The sequence below is a fragment of the Candidatus Terasakiella magnetica genome, assembly GCF_900093605.1.
In the GTDB taxonomy this organism is placed as follows: Bacteria; Pseudomonadota; Alphaproteobacteria; order Rhodospirillales; family Terasakiellaceae; genus Terasakiella; species Terasakiella magnetica.
Genome location: NZ_FLYE01000001.1, coordinates 663,877 through 677,632, shown reverse-complemented (window position 1 = coordinate 677,632; position 13,756 = coordinate 663,877). Strand labels below are relative to the sequence as shown.

Here is a 13,756-nt window from a genome sequence, read left to right as displayed (position 1 = left end):
GGATTAAACAGCTTCTTGGATTGTATCTTGGTGCTCGTCACGGATTTCCAGAACTTGCGGTAAAATCTCAACAAATTTTGGCACAAGGTTCGGGTCAAAATGAGTACCTGCATTTTCATTTAGAAATGCAATGGCTTCATCAACCGTCCATGCTTTTTTGTATGGTCGCCAGGAGGTGAGTGCATCAAAGACATCACAGATTGCAGCAATTCGACCTTCCATTGGAATGTCCTCGCCACTCAATCCATTAGGATAGCCTGTACCATCCCATTTTTCATGGTGTGATAGTGCAATGGTGCGCGCCAGTTGGACTGTTTCAGACTCATTATCGGCTAAAATACCTGCACCCAACTGTGCGTGGGTTTGCATGGTTTTCCATTCTTCAGGGGTGAGTTTGCCCGGCTTCAATAAGATATTATCCGCAATGCCGATCTTGCCCACATCATGCATGGGGCTGGCATAAAGGATCTGTTCGGCATGGCGCTCAGAAAGGCCACAGGCAAGAGCAAGTGCCTGACAGGATTTTGACATGCGAATAACATGTTCACCTGTTTCATTATCGCGATATTCACCTGCACGACCAAGGCAACGAATAATATCCAGCTGGGATTTTCTCAGCTCAGCCGTTGCTTCATGGACTTTTTCTTCCAATGTGTGGCTATATTCTTTTTGCTGCTTATAGAGATGGCGAATTTCAAGCGAGTTATGAATACGTTGCAGCACTTCAGCATGCTGGAAAGGTTTGGTCACAAAATCACGTGCACCCAGATCAAGCGAGCGCAGGCGTGTTTCCATATCGGTTTGTGCGGTGAGAACCAGAACGGGCAGATAGTCATCTTGGGCATGATGTTCTTTGAGCTGTTCCATCACTTCAAACCCGTTCATGCGCGGCATCTGGATATCAAGGAGGATCAGGTCAAAGTCATTTTCTTCATGCAGGCTTCTGACTTGGGTCGGGTCGGTTGTGCTGCTGATATTATGATAGTCTTCTTGCTGCAACAAAGCTTCCAGCAACAAAACGTTGGAAGGATTGTCATCAACAACAAGAATTTTTGAATCTTTAAGGGTCTTTATCTCTACAGCCATCCGGCTCTCCCTGGCGCCGTCGTTTTTTAATACTTGCCTAAGTTTCTAGCACACCTGTCATGGTCTTGCCAAAAGACTTTCTTAATAATAAAGAAAATTTTATTAAATGCTCAGATGTCTTTGATAATAAGGGGAGTATTTTCATCTGAGCAGGGCAGGGAAATCCAGAAACAACTGCCTTTATTTTTTGTTGTTGTATATCCAATTTGCCCACCCATAAGTTGAGTAAGGTGGCGACATATTGTAAGCCCCAGTCCTGTGCCTTCAATCTCTTTTGTATGGATATCAAGGCGGTTAAAGGGTTCAAAAATATCCAGTTGTTCGCTGTTTGAAATGCCAATGCCCGTATCGCTGACTTTGATGCGGATTTTGTCATTATCAGTGCGTTCACATTCTAGGCTGACCTGTCCATCTTTGCGGTTGTATTTAATGCCATTGGAAATAAGGTGCATCAGGATTTGTTGCAGGCGTGCTTGATCGGCAATCACATAGAGTTTTTCTTTAGTCGTGCTTTTAATATTCAAGCGGACGTCGTTCTTTTCAGCGAACTCCAGATTTTGATTGATGCAGAGTTTGAAGACTTCAGTGACTTCAATGGATTGCATTGACAGGCTGACTTTGCCGCTTTCAATGGCGGCAATATCAATGGCTTCGTTGATCAGCTTAAGAAGGTGTTCACCTGCTTTAAACATATGATCAACAAAGGTGAGTTGCTGTCCTGTCAGGTTTTTCTCAGAATTGCCTGAAAGAATTTGTGCAAAACCGAGGATGGCATTTAACGGGGTGCGCAGCTCATGGCTCATGGTTGAGAGAAAGTGCGACTTGGCCTGACTGGTGGCTTCAATATCTTTCATGGCTTGGCGCAAGACTTCTTCTGCGGCAATGCGATCAGAAATATCGTCAAATACAAATACCTTACCGCTGGTGCCTTCTTCATTTTTGATGGGCGAGATGGTGAATTTAACAGGGATTTTGCGATCTGATTTACAGCGAATTTCGCTTTCGGCAATATAGGGATCGTCTATATATTGATCCGGCAAAACCTCTTCATCATCAATCAGATTAAAGAGAGATTTGTTTTTGAGCTCATCCGTGCCATAGCCTAACAGCTGGGCTGCGGCCGGGTTAATAAACTGAATGATATTATGATTATCAACCCCAAGAATACCAGCGCCAGCAGCAGAAAGAATAAGTTTATTCTGTTCACTTAAATGCTGAATGGTTTTTGTGGCTTCGGTAATATCGGAAATATCAATTAGCCAGCTGAAAATTTTCTTGCTGCCATCCAACTCGACAATCTGAGAGGTGAGGACCATGGGGAAGGTGGACCCATCTTTCTTTTTGCCCAAAAAACGAAAAGTGGCTGGCCCTTGATTGGCTTGAAGAGAGGCGAGCAATTCAACGCGGCTATCAGGATTGGCATAGAAATCTAAAACGCTGACATCGTTGATTTCTTCAAGGCTGTAGCCAAACATCTTCATCAAGCGTGTGTTGGCATATTGAATATTACCATTAAGATCAACAAGGGTTGCGCCCACGGGGCTGAGTTCTAGATAACCTCGAAATTGGGCTTCGCGTTTTTCCAGCTCTTTTTTGGCATTATAGGTTTCTGTTACATCTTTATAGGTCGCCACAATTCCCCCATTGGGCAGGGGGGCTGTGGCTATTGACACAACAATGCCATTGGGGCGCATACGTATGATGTTTTCTGTGGTTTTTTCTTTGATATGCTCTAAGCGTTGCTTGAGCAGAAGTTCTTCTTTTGCATGGGGGTGTTTGCTATGCTCAAGGTTATAGCGGATGATTTTTTCAATGGGCATGCCGATTTGAAGGAAATCATCAGGATATTTAAACAGGCTTTGAAAATGTTTGTTAAACAGGCAAAGTTTGAGATCAGCATCAAAAATACTGAAGCCTTGATCCAACTGGTCAAGGGCTTGAACGATCAGCATCGTTTCCGGCGTTAATTCTTTAAAGCCTGTGTAGTCTGACATTTGACCCTGTTTTAAGTCATTTATAAATTATCGTTAAAAATAGAGTAGTGGTCTTTAGCCTTACGGGCAAGTCAGACAGCGCAAAAAGATAAAAAATCTTAAATCGTTCTCTTTACGTGGTCATAAGCCTCTTGTATGGTGCGCGCCGTAAACCTAAGAGCTGCACCCTTAGCTCAGCTGGATAGAGCGTCGCCCTCCGAAGGCGAAGGTCAGAGGTTCGAATCCTCTAGGGTGCGCCATCTGCTTGAAATATTCCCTTACGTTATGAGTTTGAAGTTTTTTCCTTATGATCGTTATTTAGGATTGAGGGGAATGGTTTTTTCTACTATTAGTTTATGTGGGGATTAGTAGGTTTTTTAGGGCGATTAACGTGGTAAATGTAGATCAAAAATCAGCTGCGCATAGAATTTCTCAGCTGTCATTTGATGCTGTGATCACAACAGATGCTTTAGGGCAAATTCAAGATTTTAATAAAGCGGCTGAGACCATGTTTGGTTATGGCAAGGATGAAGTCATTGGCCGACAGGTTGCGATGCTTTTTCCTGATTATGACACCAGCTTTAAGCAATTTTCAAAAGATAAAAGCTTTTCCTCACTCGTATCGCGTATGGATAAAGAACGAGAAACCTTTGCGCTCAATCGTAGTGGCGATACCTTCTTTGTGCTTTTGCGCACCCATGCTCAAACAGATGTCGAGAATGAAGAGATCCTCTTTATTTTTAAAGATTTATCCCATGATAAAGAAAGTGATTCTGAACGGGTTAAACTCCTTTACTTTGATTCTGAAACGGGTTTGCCAAATCGTTCTTTCTTACATAAGCGCTTAAATGAAATGATCTCGAGCCAAACTGTTCATGGCTATTTAGCGATGGTCGATGTGTGGGGCTTAAAAGAACTTATCGGAACCTTTAGCCATAGGGTTATTCGATCTTTCGTTCAGGGCTATGGCCGTCGCTTAATTGAAAAACTCCCGCTTGGTAGTAGTGTCTATTCAACGGGACCCTGGCAATTAAGTGTTCATTATCAAATACCTGCCCATGAAACTGTTGATATCCATCAAGCGGCAGAGGATATATTCAACTGTATTCGCGCACCTTTACCAAGCCCACAGGGTAATATTTACTCAGATGGATTGGTTGGCATAAGTGACCTGCCTGCAAGTGCAAAAACATCATCGGAATTTATTGAGCGTGCGGATATTGCGCTTCACTTAGCAACAGGTAATCCTTCAGACAGTTTTGCTGTTTATGACCCCGCACTTGGGGAGCGTATGCGCTATCGCACGGATATTGGGCAAAGGCTTCATGAAGCCGTGGATGAAATGCCGTTTCGCATGGTGGTGCAGCCTCAGTTTGATATGTCCACAGGGCAAATTATTGGGGCAGAATCCCTCATTCGTTGGCCTACGAAAAAAGGTAACTATATTTCCCCTGCAGAGTTCATTCCCATTGCAGAGGCATTAGGGCTTATTGTTGATCTAACAGATTGGTCGCTTAATCAAGCCTGTCGCACGCTTTCTTATTGGAAAGAAAATGGCGTTGAAGACGTGAAGCTAGCGGTTAATATTTCTGCGGCTTTGCTGACAAAAGATAATTTTTCCGGCTATCTGATTGGTATTTTGCGTCAATATAATGTTGCGGCCAATATGCTGGAGTTGGAAATTACGGAAACGGCACTCATGCAAAATGTAGATGATGCAGCCAAGACACTCGCCGATCTTAATGAGCACGGTTTTACCATCGCGGTTGATGATTTTGGCACGGGGCATTCCTCGTTAAGCTACTTAAAGCTTTTCAAAATTAATAAATTGAAAATTGATCAGTCTTTCGTCAAAAACTGTCTGGAAGATCCAACTGATTTAGCGATTGTAGAAACGGTTATTCGTTTGGGGCATGCATTGAATTTGCGCATTATTGCTGAAGGCATTGAAACAAGTGAGACCGCGGATAAAATTAAGGAACTTGGTTGCAATATTGCCCAAGGCTATTATTACGCAAAACCGTTTCCCGTAGAACAATTTTTAGAGTACCGAGAAAAACATATCGCGGCGCAATAATAATGATAAAGCCGCAAAACTGGAGAAGCTTTAATGGCTCAGGACTTTGACTTTACCCCTTATAAAATAGGCATTCCACTTGTTGATGCTGATCATCTCAGCTTGTTCAATGAGGTATTCAAGCTGCGCACTGCGATTGATGAAAACCAGCCTGCTGAGAATATGACGGAGTCTATTCACTTCTTGTATCAGTATGTGTCTTCGCATTTTGCCCGTGAAGAACAGTTGATGAAAGAAAAGGGCTACCCCAAGTTTGCAGAGCATAAAGCCATTCACCATCACTTGAAAAAGGTGGTTTATGCGGTGCGTAAAATCTTTGAGGAAGACCCTGATAAGATTGACCGTGAAAAGTTGAATGATTTTCTGCAAAACTGGCTTATCGACCATATTATGAATGTTGATAAACATATCGAGCCTTATGTTAATGGCCCCTATGGTCAAGGCATCATGGCACAGCAAGAGACTTTGGATGAGTCCATTAATGATGATGTTGAGCTTGTAGAGGTGAGGGTAATGGTGCCTAAAAGTCAGGCTGAAGTCATTAAGCGTTGTGCTTATATCTTGCAAAACTCAACACCCGAGGCCAATGATCTGGAAGAGTTAGCCATTTCAGCAGCAGGCATGACGAAAGAAGAAGCTGAAGAGCTTGCGGCTTCTGTTTTGGTTGGCGGCTGATTAAAAAAATATCAAGCTTCTCTGTCTATGGCTTTAAGGGGAGGTTCATTGGTATAGGGCAAATCATTAATGTTGATTTCTTTTACGTAAATCCCCTATGCTCAATACCTGTTTTGAACAAGGGGATGTTTAAATGAATAAGTTTTTGAAACTAATGGCTGTTTTTGTTTCTTGTAGTACAATTACAACTGTGTCGTTTGCAAGTGATAAAGTGTATACTTTCTCGGTTGTACCGCAGCAATCTGCAAGCAAGACGGCAGCAATCTGGAAACCTATTTTAAAATATCTCTCAGATAAGACAGGTCAGAAATTTAAGCTTTCAACAGCAAAAAATATTCCAACATTTGAGAAGCGTTTAGAAGAAGAAAAAGCCGATTTCTCTTATATGAACCCGTATCACTATACGGTTTATCATGAACGTTCCGGTTATAACGCCATTGCGCGGGCAAAAGATAAACGTATTAAAGGGGTTGTGGTCGTCCAAAAAGATAGCCCTTTGCAAAAGCTGGAAGAACTTGATGGGCACACACTTGCTTTCCCATCACCTGCAGCTTTTGCGGCAAGTCTTTTACCGCGCGGCTTTATGAAAGCCAACGGCATTAACATTACGCCTAAGTACGTGTCTTCTCATGACTCTGTTTATTTGAATGTGGTGAAAGGGCGTATGGTTGCCGGTGGTGGTATTGTGCGTACCTTTAAAAATACCAAGCAGCACGTGCGCGATAATTTGCGCGTTCTCTGGACAACAGATGGCTATACCCCGCATGCCATTGCCGCCCATAAACGTGTTGATGGCGAGCTTGTAAAAGCTGTGCAGCAGGCATTGGTTGACCTTGGCTCAACAGAGCAGGGGCTTGCCATGGTGGGTAAGATGAAACTCAAAGGCTTTATTGCGGCACAAGATGCCGATTGGAATGATGTGAGAAGCCTGAAATTGAACGAGCTTTAAGCTCGAGTTCAAGGGGTAATATTAATGTCGTTGCGGCTCAAAACAATTATTGGAATTGCCATAATCGAAGGGTTTTTATTACTCGCTTTGATTATGATGAGCCTCAATGTCTTTAGTTCAACCCTTGATAACGAACTTGTTAAATACGGCACCTCTACATCTAATATCTTTGCGGCAACAACGCAGGATGCGGTGATTGAAAGTGACCTTGCAACGCTTGAAAGTTTTGCAGAAACGGTCATGAAAAATCCGGGGATGGTGTATGTCCGTATTTTAGATAGTGAAAAAGATATTCTCGTTGAAATGGGCGACGACAGGGCCCTGTCTGTTACTTTTAAAGCAGACCGTAGTCTTGAGGAAGCCAAGCTTGATGGCGTTTATGATACTTTTTCAGATATTCGCGAAGGGGATTTTTTCTTAGGGCGGGTTGAGATCGGGATTGAGGCAAGCGAGCTTAATCAGGTTCTTGCTGATACACGAAATAAAGCAACCATTATCGCGATTATTGAGATAATCCTTGTTGCCCTGTTTTCCTTTGTTTTAGGTACCTACCTTACACGGCAAATCCTGTCTTTGAAAGCAGCAACAGAGCGTCTGGTTAATGGTGAGCTTGGTCATGAAGTTGAGATCAAATCAAGCGATGAGATTGGTCAGTTGGGCAATAGCTTTAATGTGATGTCTTCTAAATTGAAAGACGCTCATAAGCTTTTGGATGAGCAAAAACTCTATCTGGAAGGGGTGATTTCAAACATTCTAGACGGCATTGTCGTCTTTGATAAAGAGGGTATCATCCATGATGCAAATCCGGCGATCCGCCATATTTTTGGTTATCAAGCTGAAGAGTTGATCGGTGAAAATATTTCCATCTTTTTAAAAGATGGCCTGCATAAAATGAACCATCAAGCCTATATGGAAAATCCAATCCATATGGAACGTGTCATAAAAGCCAAACGTGAATTAAGTGCGGTTAAAAAGGATGGCTCAACAGTCTTTATTGAACTTTCAATTAACCAGATGGATGTGGCTAGTGATGATGTGAAATATGTGACCATCATCAATGATATTACCAGACGAAAACGTGATGAGATTAGGCTGAATGAAGCTTTGGAAAAAGCCAACCTCGCCAGCCGGGCAAAATCAGATTTTCTGGCCACCATGAGCCATGAGATTAGAACCCCGATGAACGGCATTATCGGCACGGCAGATTTGTTGCAGACAACCCCCTTAGATGATGAGCAAAAGACCTATGTCGAAACCATCTGTGGTTCCGGTGATGCGTTGCTGACCATCATCAACGATATCCTTGATTATTCCAAAATTGAAGCCGGTCAGCTTTCTTTAGAGAATGTTCTTTTTGATTTGGACAAACTGGTCCAAGGGGTGGTTAATCTTCTTAAAACGCGTGCCGTCGAAAAAAATATTTCACTGAGTGTGGATATAGAGCGGGAAACCCTCGGGGCTTATCATAGTGACCCGGGTCGCCTTCGTCAGGTCTTGCTCAATCTTGTTGGGAATGCGATTAAATTTACCCATGATGGGGGCGTTAAGATTATTGTCAGCCAGCAAGGCGAAGGCCATCTCATGTTTGTTGTACAAGATAGCGGCATTGGCATTCCGATTGAAAATCAGGATATGGTTTTTGATAGCTTCAGTCAGGCCGATGGCAGTATTACGCGCAAGTATGGCGGAACAGGTCTTGGGCTTGCGATCTGTAAAAAGATTGTTCACTTGATGGGCGGTGAAATTGGCGTTCATAGTATCATTGGTGAAGGAAGCCGTTTCTGGCTGAGCCTGCCATTGGTTAAACAAGAAAAACAATGCGCCCCATCAAGTCAGCGCCCGATTATGCAAAATCGTGTCAACAGTGCTTCAACCAAATCGTTGAAGGTACTGGTTGCAGAAGATAATGATGTCAATAAAGAGATCGTTAGAATGTATCTTGAGAAATTAGGCCACAGGCACGCATTGGTCGAAACCGGCCTTGAAGCGTTAAATCTGGTGCAACAAGAAACATTTGATCTGATTTTGATGGACATGCAGATGCCTGTGATGGACGGGGTCACGGCGACACAGGAAATTAGAAAACTAAGTATGGAAGCAAAGGATATCCCGATTGTAGCATTAACGGCGAATGCGATGCAGGAAGATCGTGATAAATGCCATGATGCTGGTATGGATGGATTTATCCCAAAACCGATTAAGCTGAAAGATTTAGAAGAAGTTTTAAAAGCCTATGTTTGAGCATAGAGGCATTCATTTATCTTTAGATTGAGGATAGGTGAACAATGAATTGCTTCTTTATGGTGATTTACATTAGGTTAATATAGATTAATGACACAGTTTGAAATGACAGCTTAGGTATCTCATGGCACATTCTCGAAATATTATTTTGATGGTTATTCTTTGTTATGCAGCGCTTGTCGGGTTGTATTTTATCGTGACCTCAATGACACAGGATTTGCTAAAACAGTCCGTTACGCAAACGACCCAATCGGCTAATAAAACCGTAACAAAGATTTTTGTGAATGAGATTTTTCCCGAAATCAGTGGCGTTTTAGATATTGATAACCGCAAAGAAGGTGTCGAGGGTGAAGTCTTGAGCCTGATTGATACAAAGATCAGAACTTTCATGTTGGGAACGGACGTTTTGAAAGTAAAGCTTTTCAGTATGGCGGGCTTGACGCTGTTTTCAACAGAACATGCACAAATAAATCAAACTCGAAAAGATAACCCGGCCTTTCAAACGGCCTCTCAAGGTGGAATCGGAAGCCAGATTACCCATAAAGGGAAATTTTCAGCCATTGATCAGATGGTTTTTGATAAAGACTTGGTTTCTTCCTATGTCCCCATTCGTAATAAACGAGGCCAGATTAAAGGTGTCGTTGAAATTTACACGGATCGCACACGTGAGGTGAGAAATACCCAAGCCTTGCTGACAAGTTTGAAGTCGAGTTTGATTATTGGCTTGAGTGGGATTGGCTTATGTATCACACTCTTGATGTGGGTTGGCCTATATCGAAAAAGCCAAGCATAAGCGATTGCGAAAATTAAAAAATAAGAGGCAAGAGAGTGATCAAATTCTTAGGGGGTATTGAGGCAAGGATTGCGGTGACTTTAACGGCAGCCTCGCTCGTTCTTGCATTTGTTATTCTGTTTCTTGCCCATGTCTATACCAAGAATACGGATAATGCTGCGCTGATGATTGCAGCAAAATCTTATTCTCAGGCAATCTCTTCCTTTAGGACGTTTTATACCAACGTCATTTTGGACAATATCCATACTGATGCAATTGAGGTCACGCACGAATATGCGAGTAAGGAAAATGCCATTCCCATTCCGGCGACCTTCTCAATTGACCTCGTGCAATTTCTAAATGGTACAGATACGCGTTTGCATGTTTCCTTAGGCAGTGAATATCCTTTCCCATGGCGCAAAGATCGCCAGATTGGCGCTTTTACAAAAAAAGCCCTGGCGTATTTTTCACAAACGCCTGATGAATCTTTTTATGAGCTACTGGATGAAAATGCAGAACGAAAACTAAAGTTCGCCACTCCGATCATTATGGGCGAAGCCTGTGTGGCCTGTCATAACGCGCATCCCGACACACCGAAGAATGATTGGAAAATTGGTGATGTGCGGGGTGTTCAGGTGGTCACTGTTCCTGAACAAAGTTTGGCAGGGCGCGGTGATATCTGGTTTGCCTATCTGGTGCTTGCCTTTAGTGTTTTCTTGATCATTACATTTTCTGCTGTGGCCTTGCTGCTTAAAAGAAACAAGACGGTATTGGACCATCTTAATGATGAGAAAGAGCGTTTGGCCCAAGCCAATGTTTCTCTAAGTGCGAAAGATAAAGATTTACGCAGTGCCCTAGAACATGCCAATGCAGCCAGTGAGGCAAAGTCAGAATTCCTTGCGACCATGAGCCATGAAATCCGCACACCGATGAATGGCGTGATTGGGATGACAGGCCTACTCCTTGAAAGTGAACTGTCTAAGCAGCAAAAACATTATGCAGAGACGATTAGAGGCTCTGGTGAAGCCCTGCTTCATATCATTAATGACATTCTTGATTATTCAAAAATGGAGGCTGGGCGCTTGAGGCTTGAGATGGAAACAATCAAGCTGAGAACTTTGATTGAAGAAGTGGTTGAGCTTCTGGGACCGCGCGCTTATGAAAAGAATATCGAACTTGCCTATATCGTCACTTCAGAAGTTTTACCTTATTATGAAGGGGATTCAGGGCGTTTGCGTCAAATCCTGCTGAACCTGATTGGTAACTCTATTAAATTTACCGAGCAGGGCGGGGTTTCTCTTGCCGTGGAATTAAGCGATCAAGGATATTTGAAATTTATCATTCGTGATACCGGAATTGGGATTTCTCAAGACCATCAGGAAAAGCTCTTTAGCAGCTTTAGCCAAGTGGACTCCTCAATTGCGCGTCGCTTTGGCGGCACAGGGCTTGGTTTAGCGATTTGTAAGCAACTTGTGGAATTGATGGATGGTCGCATCGGTGTGGATAGTGAGTTAGGCCAAGGAAGTTCTTTCTGGTTTGAAGTTCCGCTACATCAGGCAACACCGCTTGTGGATGCGCCTGTGAAGGATAAGCCCAAACAGTGGGATAAGGCCTTAAATGGTTTAATCGTTGATGATAATCCAATCAATCGTGAAATTTTTGCCCGCCAGCTTGAAAACTGGAACGTGAAGCCTTCTGTCGCACAATCTGTTTTAGATGCACAGTCAGCATTGAAAAATCAGGCCTTTGATTTCTTGTTGTTGGATGTTCAGATGCCTGATCAATCAGGTTTGGAAATGATTGAATTTCTTCAGGCTGATGAGGCTTATAAAGATGTAAAAGTGATCTTTGCCTCATCCATTCACAAAGAGGATGTGGAGCGCGAAAAAGTCATTGAAAGGGCAGACGCCTTTTTAACCAAACCTGTGCATCAATCTAATCTCTATAACACCTTGTTGGGATTATTTGGCACAGGCGGCTCTCAACAGAAAGAAACCTATCAACAGCCTAAGCAAAAAGAGCTGGTTTCTGAAACTTGTTTGCGCATTCTCGTGGCAGAAGACAATTATGTGAACCAAGAAGTGGTTACGGGTTTCTTGCGCAAAATGGGTCACCATAGTGATGTTGTCGGCAATGGACTTGAGGCTGTAGAGGCGGTGAAAACCATCCCTTATGATCTTGTCCTTATGGATGTGCAAATGCCCAATATGGATGGTTATACCGCCACAGGTGAAATTCGAAAACTTGATGCCCCAAAGTGTAATATTCCTATTATTGCCGTGACTGCCAATGCCATGAAAGGTGATGCAGATAAATGCCTTCAGGCTGGGATGAACCAGTATTTGGCAAAACCGATTGATAAGCAGGAACTTTATGATGCCATTGCCCAGACTTTTGGTCTTGAAAGTCAGGATATGAGTGTGCCTCAAACAGCACTGCCTTCTGAGAAGAAAGATGAAGGTTCTTCTGTGGTTGATTGGGACTTCCTTTACGGGCGTGAAGAAGACCTTGATAAAGAAAGTATTGAGATGTTGTTGGGCAGCTTGTTTAACAAAATGCCAGAACGTCTTGAGAAACTTTCAGTCGCTATTAAAGAAGCCGATTCAGCCGCCTTAAAAAAAGAAGCTCATAGTTTAAAAGGCGTGGCCTTAACCATGGGGCTAAAAGCCATCGGTGAACAGGCTGAGGCTTTAGAAGGCGGCATTGAGCTGGGGGAAGGTAATGAGGCTTGGCACATTTTACAGGCCACTGAACAACTGGTTCAAGACAGTAAGACTGAATTAGAAAAACGCTACAGTCTTTAACCCTAGGGTCAGGACCTATTAATTTAATGTGTTTGGTTTATTAAAAATGCCACAAGGCAAGGAAATGACTTGCAGGAAGTACTTGTACTTTCAAAAGTCTTTGACGCTGTATTTGTGGCATTTTTAATAAATCCCGAAGGGACAGGATGAATTTGAAGAAAGCTGTCGTTATACACCCCTTAAAGTACACGTACTTCTGCGGGGAGTATGCCTAATCCTTCTTCAAATTCATCTCTGCCAAACTCAATAAATTAATAGGTCCTGACCCTAAGTGAGAGCTTCTAAGACCCGTCTGGCATAATTAAGTTGATGCCAGACATGTTTTGGACTGATGTTTTTGTCAGTTACGGGTCTTGTGATTACACTGTCACCGTTTAAGTGATGGTGAAGGGCAATTAAATCAGCCAGGATCACGCTGCATGTTCTGTTCACAATGCGTGGCGTGATCATTTCCGGGACGATCTTAGGGGCTGTAACACCGCCTTCTATTTTAAGCTGGTTCTTATCCATATATTTCTTCAGGGAAACGATGAACTTATTGGCTTCTCTATAGGCTTCAAGCGGGAGCTTGGGGGCAAGCATTTCGATCTTGGTTTCTTCAACCTGATCGCAAAGATTATCGCGACATAAACCTTCAACAAACTGTCGGATCATCACGGCCTTTTGATAAACCACATATGGTTTTACTGAGGGGCTGCCCATATTGAGCAAGAAAATTTCAATACGATCCAGAAGGTTGAACAAGTTTCTTCTAATGGCAGGATTGAATTTTAAACCACTATGATTGATTTGTAGCCCAACGGCAGTTGTGACAGCTTCAATTTTATTTTCAATATTATAAAGTAGCTCGACAATATCTTCGAGTTGATAGTCTTTAATGGCAATTTCTTGGGTATATTCGGCCTGAAACCCATGCATTTCAAGGAAGGTGGTCAGGTGATGGTCAATGTCCATTGCCCGTTGGAAAACATGACGGGGCTTCATTCTATGGGCACAGTCTTCACAGTAGGTTGTGATTTGTGAGCCCTGTGTCTTCATAAGTTTCAACACAGAAATAAAATGATGTGTAATTTCCTGTGTTAAGGCGGAAATCTCCTCATTATCTGCCTTCACCTGCAAAGGGAGGTGCAAGCTTATTAAAAAGCAGAATAAAAAAGCGATGCGCTGCATCAGGTTTCC

The 13,756-nt window shown here is 42.8% G+C and carries 9 protein-coding genes and 1 tRNA gene; 7 read left to right on the top strand and 3 right to left on the bottom strand.

Going from position 1 to position 13,756, the window contains the following annotated elements; genetic code table 11:
* Positions 1–3: 3 nt before the first annotated feature.
* Complete coding sequence (locus MTBPR1_RS02920) at positions 4–1,086, bottom strand: HD domain-containing phosphohydrolase (protein ID WP_069186019.1); 1,083 nt, start codon at positions 1,084–1,086, stop codon at positions 4–6.
* A gap of 110 nt (positions 1,087–1,196) precedes the next feature.
* The gene (locus MTBPR1_RS02915; protein WP_069186018.1) at positions 1,197–3,080 is read right to left on the bottom strand and encodes a PAS-domain containing protein; all 1,884 of its coding nucleotides are present in this window, start codon (positions 3,078–3,080) and stop codon (positions 1,197–1,199) included.
* Between the two features lie 162 nt (positions 3,081–3,242).
* On the opposite strand from MTBPR1_RS02915, the gene MTBPR1_RS02910 reads away from it, so the two are divergent.
* The 7 genes from MTBPR1_RS02910 (at position 3,243) to MTBPR1_RS02880 (ending at position 12,577) form a co-directional block, all read left to right on the top strand.
* Positions 3,243–3,319, top strand: a tRNA-Arg gene (locus MTBPR1_RS02910).
* A 131-nt stretch (positions 3,320–3,450) separates the two neighbouring features.
* The gene (locus MTBPR1_RS02905) at positions 3,451–5,136 is read left to right on the top strand and encodes a putative bifunctional diguanylate cyclase/phosphodiesterase (protein ID WP_069186017.1); all 1,686 of its coding nucleotides are present in this window, start codon (positions 3,451–3,453) and stop codon (positions 5,134–5,136) included.
* 33 nt (positions 5,137–5,169) lie between these two features.
* Positions 5,170–5,811, top strand: a complete 642-nt coding sequence (locus tag MTBPR1_RS02900) for a bacteriohemerythrin (protein ID WP_069186016.1) — start codon at positions 5,170–5,172, stop codon at positions 5,809–5,811.
* Positions 5,812–5,944: 133 nt separating this feature from the next.
* Entirely contained in the window at positions 5,945–6,760 is an 816-nt protein-coding gene (locus MTBPR1_RS02895; protein ID WP_069186015.1) for a phosphate/phosphite/phosphonate ABC transporter substrate-binding protein, read from the top strand.
* 24 nt (positions 6,761–6,784) lie between these two features.
* Complete coding sequence (locus tag MTBPR1_RS02890) at positions 6,785–9,001, top strand: hybrid sensor histidine kinase/response regulator (RefSeq protein WP_069186014.1); 2,217 nt, start codon at positions 6,785–6,787, stop codon at positions 8,999–9,001.
* 124 nt (positions 9,002–9,125) lie between these two features.
* Complete coding sequence (locus MTBPR1_RS02885; RefSeq protein WP_069186013.1) at positions 9,126–9,794, top strand: hypothetical protein; 669 nt, start codon at positions 9,126–9,128, stop codon at positions 9,792–9,794.
* A 35-nt stretch (positions 9,795–9,829) separates the two neighbouring features.
* Positions 9,830–12,577: a response regulator gene (locus tag MTBPR1_RS02880; RefSeq protein WP_069186012.1), complete on the top strand. Its 2,748-nt coding sequence runs from the start codon at positions 9,830–9,832 to the stop codon at positions 12,575–12,577.
* A gap of 267 nt (positions 12,578–12,844) precedes the next feature.
* Here the strand turns inward: MTBPR1_RS02880 and MTBPR1_RS02875 are convergent, their stop codons facing one another.
* Positions 12,845–13,561 carry a hypothetical protein gene (locus tag MTBPR1_RS02875; protein ID WP_126464965.1) on the bottom strand — a complete coding sequence of 239 codons (717 nt, stop codon included), beginning with the start codon at positions 13,559–13,561 and terminating at the stop codon, positions 12,845–12,847.
* Between the last annotated feature and the right edge of the window lie 195 nt (positions 13,562–13,756).

Bases quoted from the DNA above. Each gene is read 5' to 3' on its own strand.
- MTBPR1_RS02885 (WP_069186013.1), top strand. From the start codon at position 9,126: ATGGCACATTCTCGAAATATTATTTTGATGGTTATTCTTTGTTATGCA.
- MTBPR1_RS02895 (WP_069186015.1), top strand. From the start codon at position 5,945: ATGAATAAGTTTTTGAAACTAATGGCTGTTTTTGTTTCTTGTAGTACA.
- MTBPR1_RS02915 (WP_069186018.1), bottom strand. From the start codon at position 3,080: ATGTCAGACTACACAGGCTTTAAAGAATTAACGCCGGAAACGATGCTG.
- MTBPR1_RS02900 (WP_069186016.1), top strand. From the start codon at position 5,170: ATGGCTCAGGACTTTGACTTTACCCCTTATAAAATAGGCATTCCACTT.
- MTBPR1_RS02890 (WP_069186014.1), top strand. From the start codon at position 6,785: ATGTCGTTGCGGCTCAAAACAATTATTGGAATTGCCATAATCGAAGGG.
- MTBPR1_RS02875 (WP_126464965.1), bottom strand. From the start codon at position 13,561: ATGAAGCCCCGTCATGTTTTCCAACGGGCAATGGACATTGACCATCAC.
- MTBPR1_RS02920 (WP_069186019.1), bottom strand. From the start codon at position 1,086: ATGGCTGTAGAGATAAAGACCCTTAAAGATTCAAAAATTCTTGTTGTT.